Raw genomic sequence first — 16,856 nt, forward strand, 5'->3', positions numbered from 1 at the left:
GCCTGGAATAAAATGTTAAATTACATTGTGGTTTGGTTTTTGACCTTAATCTAGCGAAAAAAGAGTACATCTAAACGACTAACAATGTTTTACCTTTAACAAAAAAGCTAATTTTGCAAAAGGCTCACTTAGTATTCTAAAGCTGAGGGAGTAATAAACCCTCTCTTTTTTGCCTTAATTGTTCACTAGGTGTTTACTAACTGAACACTAACGCCAGAGAAGGTAACACGGATATTTCTTTTCTGACAAGCCTTAGACGCTCCTAAACCTTTTTGGCACGATTATTGCATTGCAAAAATGTGGCTGAATTTTTCAGATTTAAATTAATTCTAAACGGGGGGGTGTTGGAAAAATGAATTTTATCCTGTCAGAAGAGCATCAAATGTTACGCCAAATGGTCCGGGACTTCGCGGAAAAGGAACTGGCACCAGGCGCTAAGGAAAGAGACGAGAAAGAAGAATTTCCCCTGGAACTGTGGCATAAAGTAGGCGAACTCGGTTTGGCCGGAATTCCCTGGGAAGAGAAATACGGCGGCGCTGGTTCTGATTTCCTGGCTTACGCGATCGCCGTGGAAGAACTTTCCCGCGTTGACGCTTCGATGGGTGTAACCCTTTCGGCCCATACTTCTCTTTGCAGCTGGCCGATCTGGAAGTTCGGGACCGAAGAACAAAAAATGAAGTATTTGAAACCGCTGGCCGAAGGCAAACACTTGGGCGCTTTTGCGATTACCGAGCCTTCCGCCGGGAGTGACGCGGGCGGCACCAAGTGCACGGCGGTTAGGGAGGGAGACTTCTATGTCCTGAACGGCACCAAGATCTTCATTACTAACGCTTACTATGCTGATACCTATATCGTCATTGCCAGGACCAGCAAAGAAGGCAAGAAACATGAAGGTATCAGCGCGTTTATCGTTGAGAAGGGCACACCTGGCTTCTCCTTCGGTAAGAAGGAGGAAAAACTCGGGATCCGTGCTTCGGCGACCTATGAGCTAGTCTTTGAAGATTGCCGCGTGCCGGCCGAAAACCTGCTGGGCAAAGAAGGCGAAGGCTTTAAGATTGCCATGAGAATACTTGATGGCGGCCGGAACGGGATCGCCGCGCAAGCGGTGGGTATCGCCCAGGGCGCTTTTGAATTTGCCCTGGCCTACGCCAAGCAAAGAGAGCAATTTGGCCGACCGATTATTGCTAATCAGGCTATTGCCTTTATGCTGGCTGACGCGGCGACCGAGATCGAAGCGGCTCGTCTTCTGACCTATCAGGCTGCCTGGCTGGAAGGGGCTGGTCTGCCGTATGGTAAAGCCAGCGCCATGGCGAAAGTATTCGCTGGTGACATCGCCATGAAGGTGACCACCGATATGGTCCAGGTTCTTGGTGGTTATGGTTACACCAAGGAATACCCGGTGGAGCGGTTTATGCGGGATGCCAAGATCACCCAGATCTACGAAGGCACCAACCAGGTGCAAAGAATCGTTATCGCTGGCTACTTAATGAAAGAATAGAAAATATCAACCTGAATCCGTGAAAAACAATTAGACATATCTAGATAAGACCAAATAAGGAGGGATGCATATGCTTGATTCAAATCATCTCAGGAATCCAAAACTATTTCACAAAATTGTGTCAGCTGATGAGGCGGCTTCAATCATTCAGGATGGCATGACAGTAGGGGTTAGCGGCTTCACCCCCTCAGGTTATCCCAAGATGGTCACGCTGGCTCTGGCCGAGCAGGTGAGACAGGGCCGAAAGTGCCGGATTAACCTGTGGTCGGGTGCTTCGGTGGGGCCTGAGATCGAGGAAGCCTTGGCTGCAGTTGGTGCTGTTGCTAGACGTGCGCCGTTTTATGCTGCTTCAAATAAAAGTATGCGGCAAGGTATTAACAATGGCTCGATCCTCTACACAGATATGCATCTTAGCCACATGGCCCAGCAGATCAATTACGGATTCCTGGGGAAAGTTGATGTCGCCATTGTCGAAGCCATAGCCATTACTGAGGACGGTCATCTCATTCTGTCATGCGGGGTAGGTAATACCCCAATGTTGGTCAGGCATGCCCAAACGGTGATTGTTGAATTAAATACCGCTCAGCCGCGTGAATTAGAAGGTATGCATGATATTTACATCCAAGCCAAGCCTCCTTATCGAACATATATCCCGATTTTCCGGCCAAGTGACCGGATCGGTACTACTTATGTAGAATGTGGGTTAGATAAAATTAAATATATTGTTGAATCGGATATTCTTGATAAAGTGAGAAATTTGGAACCCCCGGATGAAAAGAGTGAAAAGATTGCGGAAAATCTTATCCGATTTTTGAAAGATGAAATAAAGGCCGGGCGCGTACCAGAGCAGCTATTGCCATTTCAATCGGGTGTAGGTTCAATTGCCAATGCTGTTTTTTATGGATTAGTCCACTCAGATTTTCAACACTTAACGATGTATTCAGAAATCCTGCAGGATGCCGTTTTTGACCTGATCGACGCCGGCAAAATGGATATGGCTTCCGGTTGCGCTTTTACCCCTTCGCCCAGTGTGTTGGAGCGATTCCGGGCCGAACCCGAGAAGTACCGCCGGCGCATCATCCTCCGTCCCTTGGATATTACCAACCACCCAGAAGTCATTCGGCGCTTAGGATGTATTACCATTAACACTGCTATGGAAATAGATGTTTATGGGCACGTTAACTCCACCCACCAATTGGGCACCCACATGATGAATGGGATTGGTGGTTCTGCCGACTTTACCCGCAATGGTTATTTGACCATCTTTACCACAGAATCGACGGCTAAGGACGACCAGATCTCACGCGTGGTACCGATGTGTTCCCACGTTGACAGCACTGAACACGATGTCCACGTTTTTATTACCGAATGGGGTGTGGCTGATATACGCGGCTTGGCGCCAAGAGAGCGTTCCCGCTTGATTATTAAGAATTGTGCCCACCCAATGTATCGAGACCAGCTTCTCGCTTATGTCGAACGGGCGGAAAAGGAAGTGGGTGGACACACACCGCACCTGGTCGAAGAGGCACTGTCTTGGCATGCCAATTTCCGAAAAAATGGCACTATGCTCAATAAGTAGAAAAGGAGGTTACAATCAATGGGCGATGAAACCAACCGCATCAAAGAGGAAATGGAAAAATGGGAAAACGGACTGTTGAAAAAAACCTTAGCCAAAGCGAAGGAAAGAGAAAATTTGCCAGTGAAACGGCTTTATACCCCGCTGGATCTGGAAGGTCATTCCTATTTAGATAAAGTAGGTTTCCCCGGACAGTATCCTTTTACCCGGGGGATCCAACCGACCATGTATCGTGGCCGTTTCTGGACCATGCGGATGTATTCTGGTTTTGCGACGGCTGAGGAGACAAACCAGCGCTACAAATATTTGCTGGCACAGGTAATCACGGGTCTCAGCGTGGCTTTTGACCTACCCACGCAGATTGGCTATGATTCCGATCATCCTTTAGCTGAAGGAGAAGTAGGTAAAGTCGGGGTGGCAATAGATTCCCTGAAAGACATGGAAGATCTGTTTGAGGGAATTCCGCTCGGTAAAGTCAGCACGTCCATGACAATAAATGCTCCCGCGGCAGTACTCCTGGCGATGTATCAGGCTGTAGCAGAAAAACAGGGATTCAAGGCTGAAGAGCTTGATGGAACAATCCAAAATGATGTATTGAAGGAATACATCGCTCGCGGCACCTACATCTATCCTCCTGGACCGTCAATGCGTTTAATAACGAACATTTTTGAATATTGTTCAAAACATATTCCAAAATGGAATACCATTAGCCTGGGTGCCTACCATATTCGCGAAGCGGGTTCCAACGCTGCCCAGGAAATTGCCTTTGCCTTTGCCAATGCGATTGATTATATCGAGGCGGCGATAAAAGCTGGTTTGAACATTGACGATTTTGCTCCAAGGATTTCCTGGATTTTCGCAACGGATATCAATGTCCTTGAAGAAGTCGCCAAATTCCGCGCTGCCCGCCGACTGTGGGCCAAAATCCTGAAAGAACGTTTTGGGGCCAAGGACCCCCGTTCATGTATGCTGCGTATCCATGTTCATACATCCGGGAGCGTTCTTACCGCCCAGCAACCCCTGAACAATGTGGTGAGGGTTACTCTACAGGCTCTGGCTGCTGTTTTGGGCGGCACAAACTCCATGGCTACCTGCGCGTATGACGAAGCCCTGGCGCTCCCCACAGAAGAGTCAGCTACTCTGGCGTTAAGAACCCAGCAAATCCTTGCTTACGAGAGTGGGGCGGCAGATACGGTTGATCCTCTGGCAGGTTCCTACTATGTGGAAGCCTTAACCGATCAGCTCCAGGAACAGGCAGAAGCGTACCTAACTAAGATTGACGCGATGGGGGGAGCCGTCAAGGCCATTGAAAAAGGATATGTTCAGTCAGAAATCCAAAGGAGTGCCTATGAATCTCAACTGGCTGTGGAGCGTGGTCAGAAGATAATTGTCGGAGTGAACAAGTTCCAGACTCACTATGAGCCACCGAAAAACCTGTTAAAAGTCGATCCAGCGGTCAGAGAACGGCAGATCGTTAAACTCAACGAATTAAAAACCAACCGGGATAACGCACGAGTCCAAACGGCTCTCAAGACGCTCAAGGAGTGTGCGCAAGGGACAGACAACCTGTATCCACCAATCCTGGAGGCAGTCAAGGCTTATGCCACATTAGGCGAAATTTGTGATACCCTGCGCGACGTCTTTGGTGAATACACGCCACCGCAGATATTATAGGCAGAAGGGGGAATGGTTCTATGGATAGCGAGAAAAAGATTCGAGTTCTGGTTGCTAAGCCTGGTTTGGATGGACACGACCGAGGAGCCAAAGTAATAGCCCAGGCTTTCCGTGATGCGGGAATGGAGGTCATCTATACTGGTTTACGTCAAACGCCAGAAATGATCGTCAGCGCTGCGCTGCAGGAAGACGTTGACGTCGTGGCGCTGAGCTGCCTTTCGGGCGCTCACCTCACCCTTTTTAGTCGGGTAATTGCCCTCTTGAAACAGAAGGGTATGGAAGATGTTTTGGTTATCGGCGGCGGGGTAATTCCTGATGACGATATTCCTATACTCAAAGAGGCTGGTGTAGCAGAGGTTTTCACCCCCGGTACCCCGTTGAGCCAGGCGGTTGATTTCGTCAAGAATCATGTGCAGGTGAAAGGGTAACTACCAAGAGATGATTACTGGATAAGGAGGGAAAAGAATGTTTAAAGTGACCAAAGTCGACCACATCGGAATTGCCGTGAAGAACCTGGAGGAATCGCTAAAACTTTACGAGCAAGTGCTGGGGCTGACCGTGCATGGCATAGAAACATCGACTGAACAAAAGGTTAAAGTGGCATTTGTGCCAGTTGGCGAGACTGAGTTGGAGTTTATGGAATCAACCAGCCCGGATGGACCGATCGCGAAATTTATTGAAAAGAACGGCGAAGGAATTCAGCATATTTGTCTGCGGGTTGACAACATCGAAGCCGCCTTAGCGGATCTGAAAGCCCGGGGCGTTCGTCTGATCAACGAACAACCCCGGCCTGGGGCGGGCGGAGCCAAGATTGCGTTTCTTCACCCGAAGGGAACATCAGGCGTATTGCTAGAACTTTCCGAACGGGCTGAACACTGACAGTAACGAAAATGGTCGCCATTAGGCGCTGCAGAAAGGTGGTTAGGTTTATGGGGATGCGCGAAAAAATTAATGATCTGGAAGCGCGAAGAGCCCAGGTCAGATTAGGTGGTGGGGAAAAGAAGATTGCCAAACAACACGCCTCGGGCAAGCTGACAGCGCGCGAACGATTAAGTATCCTGTTTGATCCGGGGACATTCCAGGAAATAGATGAATTTGTGAAGCATCACTGTACCAACTTTGGCATGGATAAAGTGGAGATTCCAGGTGAAGGGGTGGTAACCGGCTACGGAAAAATAGGGGGACGTGGGGTATTCGCGTTTTCTCAAGATTTTACTGCCCAAGGTGGTACCCTGGGGGAAATGCATGCCAAAAAAATCTGCAAGGTTATGGATATGGCGCTGGAAATGAAGGTGCCATTAATTGGAATCAAAGACTCGGGTGGAGCCAGAATCCAGGAGGGAGTTTTTGCTCTCAGCGGATACGGCCAGATTTTCTACCGTAATACCATGGCTTCCGGGGTGATCCCCCAGATCTCGGTGATTATGGGGCCGTGTGCTGGTGGTGCGGTTTATTCGCCAGCCCTGACTGACTTTATCTTTATGACTAAAAAAGCGAATATGTTTATTACCGGACCGCAAGTGATCAAAGCCACCACGGGTGAGGACATTGATCCAGACAAATTGGGCGGGCCAATGACCCACAACCAGACCAGTGGGGTAGCCCATTTTATGGCCGATGATGATGAAAGCTGTTTGCAGTTAGTTAGAAAATTGCTCGAATTTCTCCCGGCGAACAATACTGAAGCTCCTCCGCGGGTTATGTGTACAGATGATCCTGACCGCATTGACGAAACCTTAACAGATATCCTCCCCGAGTCGCCTACCAGAGCATATAACATGTTGAATATTATCACCAGGGTAGTCGACAATGGCGAATTCTTCCAGGTCCAGCAGTATTACGCTCAAAACATCTTGATCGGGTTTGCCCGGCTCAATGGCCATACCGTTGGCATTGTGGCCAATCAACCCAGGGTCCTGGCAGGGTGTCTGGACATAGACGCTTCTGATAAAGCGAGTCGCTTTATCAGATTCTGTGATGCCTTCAATATTCCACTAATCACCTTTGTTGACGTGCCTGGATTTTTGCCAGGTATCTCCCAGGAGTTTGGCGGAATCATCCGCCACGGGGCGAAAATGCTGTACGCTTATTCCGAAGCGGTTGTTCCCAAGATCACATTGGTAATTCGGAAAGCCTACGGAGGAGCTTATCAGGCGATGTGCAGCCGTGACCTGGGGGCTGACCAGGTGATTGCCTGGCCAACGGCGGAAATAGCGGTAATGGGCGCAGAAGGAGCAGCCAATATCATCTTCCGTGATGTCATTGAGAAAGCGGAGAACCCACAAGAGATGAGACAGCAAAAGATTGAAGAATATCGTGATAAGTTCTCTAATCCATACATCGCCGCAGCAGAGGGATTTGTTGACCGAGTTATCGATCCGCGTTTGACCCGACCCCAGTTAATCCAGGCATTGGAGATGTGCTTGACTAAACAACGTACTCGTCCACCTAGAAAACACGGCAATTTCCCGGTTTAGCCGGCAATTGATAGTTATTCATCTCAACAACTGCTTTACCCAGTTAATCCCTTCTTCGACCTGGCGTGGATCCTTGGCGAACTTAAGTGAATATTCCAGCACATACAGGCAGTCCGGCCGGCTACGGCGCAGGAACGATAGAACCCGAGGTAGATCTATCCAGTCATCCTCGGGTTTTTGACTGGGATGGGGCAGGCGATGATCATGCCCAACATACCCCTGGGTATTATACAGATGAATAACTTTGACGTAAGGTAAAAACTCGGTGATCAGGTCGATTAGGCTGTGGTTTGGAAAACGATGAAGAGATCCCTGGAAATGCCCAAGGTCTAAACACAAACCAAAGTTTAAAGAAACGAGCACTTCTTTTACAAAATCTATGGTCATCACCTCTTGATCGAGGTACATGATTTCCAGATAAACCGGCGGCCCCCCTGCTCTACTAAGTTGACACAGGTGGTGGCAGTCAGCCCGGATGGTTGCACGTACTCCGTCGCTACCCCGCTGGCGCTGAAGACTCCTGATTGATTCTTCATTGTACAGCGGCAAATGGAAGATAATGTAATTGGCTCCCAGACGTGTTGCTTCTGCATAGGACCGTGCTGCTAGTTTCAGTAACTTTTCCCTCTTCTCTTCTCTAAAGTGGCCGTGCGTGAGTGAGTGATGATTAGCTGGCCGGGGAAGTGGAGCATGAACACCCAAAGGGAGTGGGTGCGTGATTAAAAATTTTTCCAACTTGTTCAGGTGATGGGGTGAGATTCGGCCCAGTTCCAAACGCTTTATGTTGTGGTTCAATAACTTTTCCAGCACGGGATTTTTCCGTCCCATGGTGGTGACTGATATCGCCAGGTTATCCATTATTTTATTCATCCTTTGCATTACGGCTGATTTAATTAATAAGGCCGAATAGAACCAATACCAGCAAGAGTAGGATCAAGATATCCAGGGAGTTAGGCCAAATGATTGTTTTAACGAAGAGAATTAAGATAGCCCCCAACAAAAAGTTGGCCGCGTGGTCCTTGACCGTACACACACAGTGCTTGGCGAAGCGTGAAATGTCTTTGATGAACATGGTTGACTTCCCCTCCATTAACCCTGACTTCTTTCCTACATCCTATGATGATCGAAGCCAGAACGAGCCTGTCTGAAATACCTTTTTAACCCTAGTCCCGCCTTCAAGTGATGAAAAATTATGCAAAGTGTCACCACTTGATGGTCAGTCTCATATAGTAGTAGCAGAACTCAGATTGCTGAGGGCAATTACTGGCGCGGGAGGGAAAACTATGGGACGGTCGAAGGAGAAGCGGAGGGTTCAGCAACAAACTTTGTTTGTGTGGTGGCAGAAATATGGTCTTGATCCCCGTATAGTCTCTGAGTATGATCTGGACATTCAAAGTATTGAACCAGTAGGCAAAAGGTGGCGTCTGGAGACTGACCGCGGGGCAAAATGTCTGACCCGATATACCGGCGATGAAGCGGAGATTTTGTTTATGCATAATATTTTGGAGTATTTGGCTAAACGGGGCTTCAAACGAATTCCCCGCTTGATCCGCACCCGATACGGTCAGCCGTATGTGGTGGGCCCTGGAGAATACTATTATCTGAGCGACTGGTTTGAAGGCCGGGAAGTAGATTTTTCCCACCGGGAGCAGTTGGCGCTGGCTGCGGAAACTCTAGCCAGGTTACACCAGGCGGGTCAGGGATTTGAATCACTGGAACCTTACTCGCGGCGCCAATCCAGTGATTGGCTGTCGTTGTGGAAACACTGTACACAGGAACTGGTGGAATTCAAAGAAGTGGTTGAACAGAAAACAGTGCGGACCCGCTTTGATAACGCCTACCTGGAAGGTGCCGACCATTTTATAGCCCAAGCCACCAAAGCAATCGAACGGCTGCAGGACTCGGCCTACCAACAATTGCTCACCGAAACGGGGCAAGCAGCAGGAATATGTCACCCCCGCTATGAACCTCATCATCTGCTCCTTAACCACCGGCGGGAAGTCTTTGTCCTGGGTTTCGAACACTGCACCACGGGTTTACCGGTCTTTGATCTAGGACGGTTTATTCAGCGAGTGATGGCTAGAGAGGGATGGGAGGTTAGTCAAGGTGAGGAAATCCTCTCCGCTTATCAAAAGGTGTGCCCCTTAAACAGACCGGAGTGGGAGGCTTTATTGGCGTTTCTGGGGTTTCCGAGTCAGTTCTGGCAGTACGCCCATGCTTATTACTGCCAGGAGGGATGGTACCCGGAGAAAAAGCTACTGGCTGGCCTCCGACGAGTTTTGAAGGAATACCAGGCCCGCGGGCTTTTCTTGAACTGGGTGGACGACTATACCCGCCGACTAATCCAAAAGTAATTTTGACCGGGAGCTCTTCTCCCGGTCATTTTAGTTACTCCTTGGTGTAATCATAAATCCCTTTGCCCGTTTTCTTACCCAGCCGTCCAGCCTTAACGTATTTGACCATCAATGGCGAGGGGCGATAGGCTTCACCCAGAACCCGCTGCAGTTCTTCCATAATTCGTAGTCTGGTGTCAAGACCAACCAGATCAATCAGCTCAAACGGCCCCATCGGGTAATTAAGCCCGAGACGGCAGGCCTTGTCAATATCCGCTGGTGTGGCGACTCCTTCCATCACCATCTTGAAAGCCTCATTGGTCAATACCGCATTCAAGCGCGTGACCACAAATCCGGGGGATTCATTAACCCGAATCGTCTCCTTGCCCATTTTTTTGGCAACTTCTTCGGCGATCCGGCACGTCTCTTCGCTGGTTTCCATGCCCAGGTTAATTTCAACCAGCTTCATCACGTGCGCCGGATTAAAGAAGTGCATGCCGATCACCCGGTCGGGTCGTTTTGTTACCGAGGCGATCTCGGAGATGCTTTTGGCCGAGGTATCCGTTGCCAGGATGGTGTGGGCTGGGCAGATTGCATCTAACTGCCGGAACACTTCCCACTTGGTTTCCAATACCTCGGGGACATTTTCGATAACCAGGTCTGCAGTTGCGGCTGCCTCAGCCAGGCTGGTGGTGGTAGTAATGCGGGCCAGGGTCGCTTGGGCCTCATCCGCGGTTATCTTTCCCTTGTCCACGCTTTTTTGCAGTTCTTTGGTGATAATGCCCATGGCTTTCTCCAGCGTGCTGACTTGCCGGGACATCAGGGCCACCGCAAAGCCCCCGCTAGCGGCCGCCTGGGCCACGCCTCGTCCCATGATCCCGGCCCCGATCACGGCAATTTTCTTAACTTCCATCACATAATCCCCCCTGCAGTGTGCTACCTTTAATGTTCTACAATATTCGACGTATTCCTCCCGACCAGACCAGCAAAATGCTGTAGGAAGCGTATTCTTTTCTTCTCCATTCTGATTGTCCGCTCCAGCTTACGCTCCACAGCCCGGTTGGGCCAGGTTACTTGCTCCAGATAAAGCCAGACGCCGACTTGCCAGAAATCCTGGGGGAAATAGAAGAAAGCCAGCATCACGGGCAGGGCTTCAACGGGCAGGGGATAGACTTGGTTATAGGTGGCCAGGACAAAATCGGCGACCCGGTAGTCCCAGTCGTTAAGCTTCAGAGCCCGGATGATCAGACTGCCGACATCGTGCAGCCGCAGGTCGCAGATGGCGTAGTCGAAGTCAACCACGTACGTCCGGCCACCGGGGGTGAGGAGGACGTTGTGGTGCGCAAAATCGTGGTGGCAGAATAACTGTTGCTTTTGCTCAACCTTAACCAGGGACTGATACCGGGAACCGGCCAGGAGCGCAAGCGCGATGTTGCTCTGACTTAGAAAGTGGGGCAGGTGCTTGTGGTAGTAGCGACCTGTGGGTGAACGGTCGAGCCCGCTTTCAATCCGGTGGCGAAAGTAGAGCAGTTCCTGACGCCGGTGCCGAAAGATTGACGGCCATTGACCCCACCGCATTTTATCGGCGCAATTCAACGGTGGTTGAAAGCCGTGCGCGGCCAGATGCAGCTCGGCCAGGGTCCACGTTGCCCTGGCTAAATCCTCTGGCCTGGTGTAATCGCACTCTTGTCCTTCAATCCAATCACTAAGGATATAGCAGGTCCCATTTAACTGGAGAAATGGCTTACCGGTGATGGTCGGTTGAAAACGTGGGACCCGATCAAAACCATGCCGGTGCAAGTGTTCAATCGCGTGGTAGGCAAATAGGATATCTACATAGGGCAACTGTGAACGTTTCAAACATTTGTCACCCCGGGGGGTTTGCAGGCGCCAGACGCCACGGACCGGCAAACTCTGATATACCTCAAGACCGAAGTGGGTATAGACTTGACGGCTGGGTTGGCCGGGCACCAAGGTGTTTCACCTCCAGCTAATCCAACCACCGCTGGCAGTACAGCCAGGCGAAGGAATGCAGAAACTGATGGCGTCGGTCTTGCCGGGAGATAATTTTCTCCAACTTTTGTAATAACTGCTTGGGCGAGTATTCATCTAGTTTTGTGTAGTACCGGTTGGCGATGCGCCAGAATTTTTGGGGGAAAAGCAAAAAGGCCAGTAAAACTTCCCACTCTGCCGGGGTGAGGCGAGAAACGCTCTGATACCGGCTTAAGGCCAGATTCGCCATCTTAATATCCCAGTGGCATTTTTTCATTGTCCGTTCCACCAGCCGCAGCAGGTCCAGGACCCGGAGGTCATAGCGGACGAGGTCAAAGTCGATCAGCAAAGCAGTCCCCGAGGGGGCGATGATAAAGTTGCGGCCGGCAACATCCTGGTGGATAAAAGATTGGGCCCGAGCGCCTTCTTCCACCAGTTGGGCGTACGGGGACTGCTCCAGCAACCGGACCGCTAATTCTGCCTGACGGTGGTAATAAGCGTAGTGGGTAAGGAACAGCTGGTCGAATTCTGTTTTAATCGGTTTGGCCCAGGCTATCTCTTTATACTGGGTTAAACTTTCCCAGCGAGCCTGCAGGATCGCTGGCCATTTTCCCCACATGACTTTGTATTGGCTATCTTCGGGAGGGGAATAACCCCGCGCGTGCCGATGAAAATTAGCCAATGTGGTCGCTGCTGCCGCCAAGTCGGCCGGCCGGGCAAATTCGCATTTATGGCCTTCGACCCATTCCGTCAGGAAAATGATGTGGTGGCGGACTTTGGTAAAAAGCCGACCGTCCCTGGTGGGTACGAGGCGGGCCAGCTCATGAAAGCCGCTCTTGACCAGGTATTCCATGGCACCTAGGACAAACTTCAGTCTTTTTCTACGGTGAGTAACCACTTTCAGGCAATACAAACCAGTTTCAGTATTTAACTGCCAGACCGATTTGACCGGTCTGGCCTCTATAACTCTAAGCCCGTATTCGTTCAGCAGCGCTTCTTGTAAATAGGCACTGACGACGATTTTCGGTGACTGAATAGGCTTTTTCAATGAGCGTCGCCTCCTGTCCTGCTCTACCCGAGGTGGCATAGTGTATTGTATGAAGGGTAGCGAAAAACGGTTACATCTGGGACAACCGGCTTATTCGTAATATTTCACTTATCCCAGGCATAAGTTTTTTATTAAAAGAAGCTGCCCCAGTGGGGATCAAGAAGGGGGGAAGCGGAATGGGCAGTGAACGCGATCAGCTTTGCGAGGAGATCAATACGGCTATTTTATGGGAGTACGATCTGCCTGCCTTAAAAATTAAGCCGGTCAGTGATGGATATAAAGTGGAAACCGTCCGAGGTACCAAGTTCCTGAAAGAGGCTCATGCCACTGAGGAAGAACTATGGCTGGCCTTTGAAGCGGTGGAACATCTTAACCGCCGCGGTTTTTCTCTCGCCCCACGGTTTATCCCGACGAAATTCGGCGAACCGATGGTTAAGGTAGCTGACCAGGTGTATTATCTAACAGATTGGCTGGACGGAAAAGAGTATAACCTCGGGAAATTGTCCCATTTGGCTAATGCGGCGGGATTGTTGTGTCAAATGCAACAGGCAGCAGTCGGCTTCAGACCCTCAAGCGTCCCTGTTTCCCGGGAGCGGTGGGGCAAGTGGCCGCAGCTTTTTGTCGAACGGCTGGAAGACCTGCGGCGCTGTCGTGACATCGCCAATGAAAGAATGTTTTTAACGGAATTTGACCAGCTTTTTCTTGGACTGATTGATGGAGTTCTGGGACAGGCGGAACAGTCATTAGAGGTAATGAGCGGTCAACCCTATCGGGAGGTGGTGGCACGCGAACAAGCCGAAGGAGGCTTATGTCACCACAATTTTACTTCGCGTAACCTGATCCGTCAAAAACGACGGTTTTTCATCACCGGCTTTGATGGCTGCCGGCTGGACATACGACTGTATGATCTCGGTCGCTTGTTGCTTAGATATCTGCCGCGATATTACTGGGATGTGGAGGTTCTGGTTCATGTTCTTCAAACCTATGCGAAGGGATATAAATTGAGCCGGACGGAACGGTTGGTTCTCTGGTCATACCTGAATTTCCCGCACCGTTTATGGCGGTTGGCCAGACGACATTATCTTGAAGGGACAGACTCAGAGGCGCGATTAACCAAAGCGATCCAGGAACTGATTGTGGAACAAAAGGAGTATCAGGAGTTCCTGCGCCAATTGCCGGATCGGCTGGAAGTTACCTGATGCGCAAATCTCTGCTTAAACCCACTCGCCAGTTACTTCCGTAATTTCTCCGAATCCCCGGCGTAGTTCCTTAACCAGCGTACAAGGGACCTGAATTTGATCGGCCAGATACTGGTAGGCGGCGTAAGGGTTTATTTTATTACCGCAGGTATAGATGTCTACCGAGGCATAGCCAAACTCGGGGAAGGTGTGGATGGCCAGATGGGATTCGGAGATGATCACCACTCCGCTCACACCCCAGGGGGCGAAACGGTGAAAAACAACCTCCCGCACTTCCGCTCCAGCCCGAAGAGCGGCCTCAACCATAATCTGTTCAATCTTCTCTGCATCATTAAGGATCTGAGGACTGCACTGATAAAACTCAGCGAGGATGTGCCGACCAAAAGGATTCACCGTTGTTCATTCCTCCCCTCACTAATTCCAGGTGTCAGATGCTGATCTATTATACTGAGCCGGGGCCGATTTTGTTAATCGTAGATTCAACCGTGCGCTGGTTAAAGTGAACAAAGAGGGGCTCGTAATGTAACCATTGTTCTCTCCCTGGCATATATATGTTACGTAGTCAAGCGGCTTTTTTTCAGGGGCCGGCAACCAAGGGACAATACCAGGGTGAAGGGATGGTGGGTTATGAAGATCGGCTTAGATGGCCGGGCCGCGATTTGGTACCGTGGAACTGGCATAGGTACATATACCTATCAATTAATCCGTAATCTCCGATTAGTTGACCAGCGCCATCAGTATCGGTTTTTTTGGCCAGGAGATGAATATCGAGATTTGGACCCTAGCGCCGATTCGGTGTTTAACAGTATTGACCGGCACCGCGACACTTTCTGGGAGGCGGTCCATATTCCCGCCCGAATTGCGGATGAGAACATTGACCTCTACCACGTGCCGCAAAACGGGATTGGCCTCCCACACGCCAGCAGTTGCCCACTGGTGGTGACCGTCCATGATCTAATTCCTTATATTTATCCCGAAACGGTAGGGAAAGGATACTTGAAGCTCTTTTTAGAACAGATGCCCCGGATCGTGGAAAAGGCGGCGAAAATCATCACCGTTTCCCAGTGGTCGGCTCGCGACCTGCAGCGGGTCTTACGGGTACCCCCGGAAAAAATTGCTGTCACTTATGAAGCGCCGGAAGACTTTTACCGTCCGCTCGACCGGGCTGTGGCCAGAGAACTGTTAGCGCAAAAATACGGGATAAACCGGAAGTTCTTGTTGTACCTGGGCGGGTTTGGTCCGCGGAAAAACGTCAAAGCGGTCATCAACGCTTTTTATGAAGTTCACCGCGACCTGCCGACTGACCACCTGCTGGTTCTGGTTGGCAAAGAGGACCGCGAATACAAGGACCTGCAAATGTTAGCTGAGGCCCTGGGAATTGCCGATAAGGTGTTGTTCCCCGGATTTGTCCCGGTGGAGGAACTGCCGTACTTCTATAATGCGGCGGAGGTCTTTGTTTATCCTTCGTTTTACGAAGGTTTTGGGCTGCCGCCCGTTGAAGCCATGGCCTGTGGCACCCCGGTGGTCACCGCCAACTCGTCATCTTTGCCCGAGGTCGTAGGTGATGCGGCCATCATGACCAATCCTTACGATACTTCAGATATTGCGGAAGCGATTTACCGTTTGTTGACCAACCCCGAGCTAGCTGAAGAGTACCGACGCCGGGGGTTGACACGAGTTAAACAGTTTTCCTGGCGGGACACGGTCCTTCAGACAATCGCGGTTTACGAAGATGTCGGCGCCAATACTTAATCAGCCTGAAACTATCTGGGGAGGGAACAGGATGTTTTTTAAAGATAATCCAGGGCAAACTGAACACATTAGTCTGGTTGTCCCCTCGTCTGGTGGGGCAACGTATCCCCTGAGCGAGTCTGAGGTTGAAAGACTGGCTACGCTCGGTTCGTTTGATTGGCGGCAAACACTGCACACGACAATTGAGACGACGGTTAGTATACCGGGTGACCTGCCGCAGCCGGTGGCTATCAAATCGGTCAATATCAGCCCGGACATTTACCAGCTGGACCGGGAATCCGGCAGATTGGGGATATTTGGCCTGATCGATCTGGTGCTCCATTGTGAGCTGAAGGAAGAACCCTGGGGAGAAGGGAAGCTTATCATGGCGGGGGAAGCCGCCAGGGCGATGACCAGTAAGATCAAACCAGGTGAGTGCTGGGACGACTTTTTTATGGAACTGCTTGATGATGATGAACTCATCCAGGCGGCGTTCGATTCTACCGAGGGAACTTGCCAACTGAAAGAATGTGTTCCTTTTTACTTGAGCTTGAGTGACGAAAAACTGCGCGATGGGCAGCTTCTCCGACTGTATCCCCGGATCGATGACTGCCAGTACCAGCTTGTTGAGTCAGTGGGGGTAAAGGTGAGGCTCGAGCTAGCGGTCGAGGTGGAAACGGTGACGGAACAGACGGGAGAAGAACCAGCGCCGATTGATGATGTTGCCTTGCCTAGCAGCTTGACGGAAGAAGAACAGGTGTGTCCGGTTCACGGTGCGCGCTGCGAGATCGAACCGGCCGACACCATGCCTCTAACGGCAGAAGAAGTGCTGGAACAGGTGCCGGACCTGGTTGATGGACAGCTCGAATTGGGGCCGGAGTTAGTCGATGAGGTAAAGGAAATCGAGCCAGAAGCCGTGGAAGAACTTAGAGAAAAACTTAAGGAAAAACTTAGGGAAGAACTTAAAGAAGAACCAATCACGCCAGTAGAAAAGACATCTCAGAAGGAAGACACGGGACAGAAGAAAACCAGGTTTGAGGAAGAAAAGGTTGCTGGAACTGAACCGCCTTCTTTGCCGGTAGCTGTCAGTGAACGCGGGATCGACCGGTGGCGGCGGCGCCGGGCGGAACAGAAGACGGCGGTCGAATTACCCCCAGCTATCCTGACACCGCCAACTTCGCGGGCAGTTTCCTCCCGCCGGCGGGGTCGGCCAAACAGTGGAGCGCCATCGACCAAGCAAAATCGTCCGCCTTCGATGACGATTCGCTTTTAATTGTAAAAAATAGACCGCCGAATTCTCTATGGCGGTCTATCTCTTTCCCGGCCGG

Annotated in this window: 16 protein-coding genes; 10 read left to right on the plus strand and 6 right to left on the minus strand. The window is 50.6% G+C overall.

All coding sequences use genetic code 11. The features are described 5' to 3' along the window. The first annotated feature begins 352 nt into the window (after window positions 1–352). The 6 genes from HPY81_07860 to HPY81_07885 all read left to right on the plus strand — a co-directional run bounded on the left by HPY81_07860 (window position 353) and on the right by HPY81_07885 (window position 7,225). Window positions 353–1,498, plus strand: a complete 1,146-nt coding sequence (locus HPY81_07860) for an acyl-CoA dehydrogenase (protein NPV27341.1) — start codon at window positions 353–355, stop codon at window positions 1,496–1,498. A 70-nt stretch (window positions 1,499–1,568) separates the two neighbouring features. After that, window positions 1,569–3,077 carry a succinate CoA transferase gene (locus HPY81_07865; protein ID NPV27342.1) on the plus strand — a complete coding sequence of 503 codons (1,509 nt, stop codon included), beginning with the start codon at window positions 1,569–1,571 and terminating at the stop codon, window positions 3,075–3,077. An 18-nt stretch (window positions 3,078–3,095) separates the two neighbouring features. Next, complete coding sequence (locus tag HPY81_07870; GenBank protein NPV27343.1) at window positions 3,096–4,748, plus strand: methylmalonyl-CoA mutase family protein; 1,653 nt, start codon at window positions 3,096–3,098, stop codon at window positions 4,746–4,748. 20 nt (window positions 4,749–4,768) lie between these two features. After that, entirely contained in the window at window positions 4,769–5,176 is a 408-nt protein-coding gene (locus HPY81_07875; protein ID NPV27344.1) for a cobalamin B12-binding domain-containing protein, read from the plus strand. Between the two features lie 37 nt (window positions 5,177–5,213). Next, window positions 5,214–5,627, plus strand: a complete 414-nt coding sequence (gene mce, locus HPY81_07880; GenBank protein NPV27345.1) for a methylmalonyl-CoA epimerase — start codon at window positions 5,214–5,216, stop codon at window positions 5,625–5,627. A 50-nt stretch (window positions 5,628–5,677) separates the two neighbouring features. Then, window positions 5,678–7,225, plus strand: coding sequence for a methylmalonyl-CoA carboxyltransferase (locus tag HPY81_07885; GenBank protein NPV27346.1), 1,548 nt, complete (start codon window positions 5,678–5,680; stop codon window positions 7,223–7,225). 18 nt (window positions 7,226–7,243) lie between these two features. On the opposite strand, the gene HPY81_07890 is transcribed toward HPY81_07885, so the two are convergent. Next, complete coding sequence (locus tag HPY81_07890) at window positions 7,244–8,083, minus strand: sugar phosphate isomerase/epimerase (protein NPV27347.1); 840 nt, start codon at window positions 8,081–8,083, stop codon at window positions 7,244–7,246. Window positions 8,084–8,114: 31 nt separating this feature from the next. After that, window positions 8,115–8,297 (minus strand): hypothetical protein, encoded by a 183-nt coding sequence (locus HPY81_07895; GenBank protein ID NPV27348.1) that lies wholly within the window; start codon window positions 8,295–8,297, stop codon window positions 8,115–8,117. A 211-nt stretch (window positions 8,298–8,508) separates the two neighbouring features. On the opposite strand from HPY81_07895, the gene HPY81_07900 reads away from it, so the two are divergent. Beyond that, window positions 8,509–9,579 (plus strand): CotS family spore coat protein, encoded by a 1,071-nt coding sequence (locus tag HPY81_07900; protein NPV27349.1) that lies wholly within the window; start codon window positions 8,509–8,511, stop codon window positions 9,577–9,579. 34 nt (window positions 9,580–9,613) lie between these two features. On the opposite strand, the gene HPY81_07905 is transcribed toward HPY81_07900, so the two are convergent. Genes HPY81_07905 through HPY81_07915 form a run of 3 tightly spaced genes read right to left on the minus strand, consistent with a single transcriptional unit; the run spans window position 9,614 to window position 12,598 of the window. Beyond that, window positions 9,614–10,471, minus strand: coding sequence for a tape measure protein (locus HPY81_07905; protein NPV27350.1), 858 nt, complete (start codon window positions 10,469–10,471; stop codon window positions 9,614–9,616). 29 nt (window positions 10,472–10,500) lie between these two features. Further along, window positions 10,501–11,529 (minus strand): CotS family spore coat protein, encoded by a 1,029-nt coding sequence (locus HPY81_07910; protein NPV27351.1) that lies wholly within the window; start codon window positions 11,527–11,529, stop codon window positions 10,501–10,503. Window positions 11,530–11,548: 19 nt separating this feature from the next. Continuing rightward, window positions 11,549–12,598: a CotS family spore coat protein gene (locus HPY81_07915; GenBank protein NPV27352.1), complete on the minus strand. Its 1,050-nt coding sequence runs from the start codon at window positions 12,596–12,598 to the stop codon at window positions 11,549–11,551. 176 nt (window positions 12,599–12,774) lie between these two features. Here HPY81_07915 and HPY81_07920 point away from each other — a divergent pair, with 176 nt between their 5' ends. Then, window positions 12,775–13,797: a CotS family spore coat protein gene (locus HPY81_07920; protein NPV27353.1), complete on the plus strand. Its 1,023-nt coding sequence runs from the start codon at window positions 12,775–12,777 to the stop codon at window positions 13,795–13,797. A 15-nt stretch (window positions 13,798–13,812) separates the two neighbouring features. Here the strand turns inward: HPY81_07920 and HPY81_07925 are convergent, their stop codons facing one another. Beyond that, entirely contained in the window at window positions 13,813–14,190 is a 378-nt protein-coding gene (locus tag HPY81_07925) for an S-adenosylmethionine decarboxylase proenzyme (GenBank protein NPV27354.1), read from the minus strand. 234 nt (window positions 14,191–14,424) lie between these two features. On the opposite strand from HPY81_07925, the gene HPY81_07930 reads away from it, so the two are divergent. Together HPY81_07930 and HPY81_07935 are read left to right on the plus strand one after the other, a co-directional pair. Next, a complete protein-coding gene (locus HPY81_07930) occupies window positions 14,425–15,549 on the plus strand; it encodes a glycosyltransferase family 4 protein (GenBank protein ID NPV27355.1) in 1,125 nt (374 codons plus the stop codon). Between the two features lie 31 nt (window positions 15,550–15,580). After that, entirely contained in the window at window positions 15,581–16,801 is a 1,221-nt protein-coding gene (locus HPY81_07935) for a hypothetical protein (protein ID NPV27356.1), read from the plus strand. Window positions 16,802–16,856 lie beyond the last annotated feature (55 nt).

The sequence above is a fragment of the Bacillota bacterium genome (genome assembly GCA_013178045.1).
GTDB lineage: Bacteria > Bacillota > Ch66 > Ch66 > Ch66 > Ch66.

What these genes read in the sequence shown, in the direction of transcription:
- HPY81_07860 (NPV27341.1), top strand. Translation starts at nt 353, where the DNA reads ATGAATTTTATCCTGTCAGAAGAGCATCAAATGTTACGCCAAATGGTC.
- HPY81_07865 (NPV27342.1), top strand. Translation starts at nt 1,569, where the DNA reads ATGCTTGATTCAAATCATCTCAGGAATCCAAAACTATTTCACAAAATT.
- HPY81_07870 (NPV27343.1), top strand. Translation starts at nt 3,096, where the DNA reads ATGGGCGATGAAACCAACCGCATCAAAGAGGAAATGGAAAAATGGGAA.
- HPY81_07875 (NPV27344.1), top strand. Translation starts at nt 4,769, where the DNA reads ATGGATAGCGAGAAAAAGATTCGAGTTCTGGTTGCTAAGCCTGGTTTG.
- mce (NPV27345.1), top strand. Translation starts at nt 5,214, where the DNA reads ATGTTTAAAGTGACCAAAGTCGACCACATCGGAATTGCCGTGAAGAAC.
- HPY81_07885 (NPV27346.1), top strand. Translation starts at nt 5,678, where the DNA reads ATGGGGATGCGCGAAAAAATTAATGATCTGGAAGCGCGAAGAGCCCAG.
- HPY81_07890 (NPV27347.1), bottom strand. Translation starts at nt 8,083, where the DNA reads ATGGATAACCTGGCGATATCAGTCACCACCATGGGACGGAAAAATCCC.
- HPY81_07895 (NPV27348.1), bottom strand. Translation starts at nt 8,297, where the DNA reads ATGTTCATCAAAGACATTTCACGCTTCGCCAAGCACTGTGTGTGTACG.
- HPY81_07900 (NPV27349.1), top strand. Translation starts at nt 8,509, where the DNA reads ATGGGACGGTCGAAGGAGAAGCGGAGGGTTCAGCAACAAACTTTGTTT.
- HPY81_07905 (NPV27350.1), bottom strand. Translation starts at nt 10,471, where the DNA reads ATGGAAGTTAAGAAAATTGCCGTGATCGGGGCCGGGATCATGGGACGA.
- HPY81_07920 (NPV27353.1), top strand. Translation starts at nt 12,775, where the DNA reads ATGGGCAGTGAACGCGATCAGCTTTGCGAGGAGATCAATACGGCTATT.
- HPY81_07930 (NPV27355.1), top strand. Translation starts at nt 14,425, where the DNA reads ATGAAGATCGGCTTAGATGGCCGGGCCGCGATTTGGTACCGTGGAACT.
- HPY81_07935 (NPV27356.1), top strand. Translation starts at nt 15,581, where the DNA reads ATGTTTTTTAAAGATAATCCAGGGCAAACTGAACACATTAGTCTGGTT.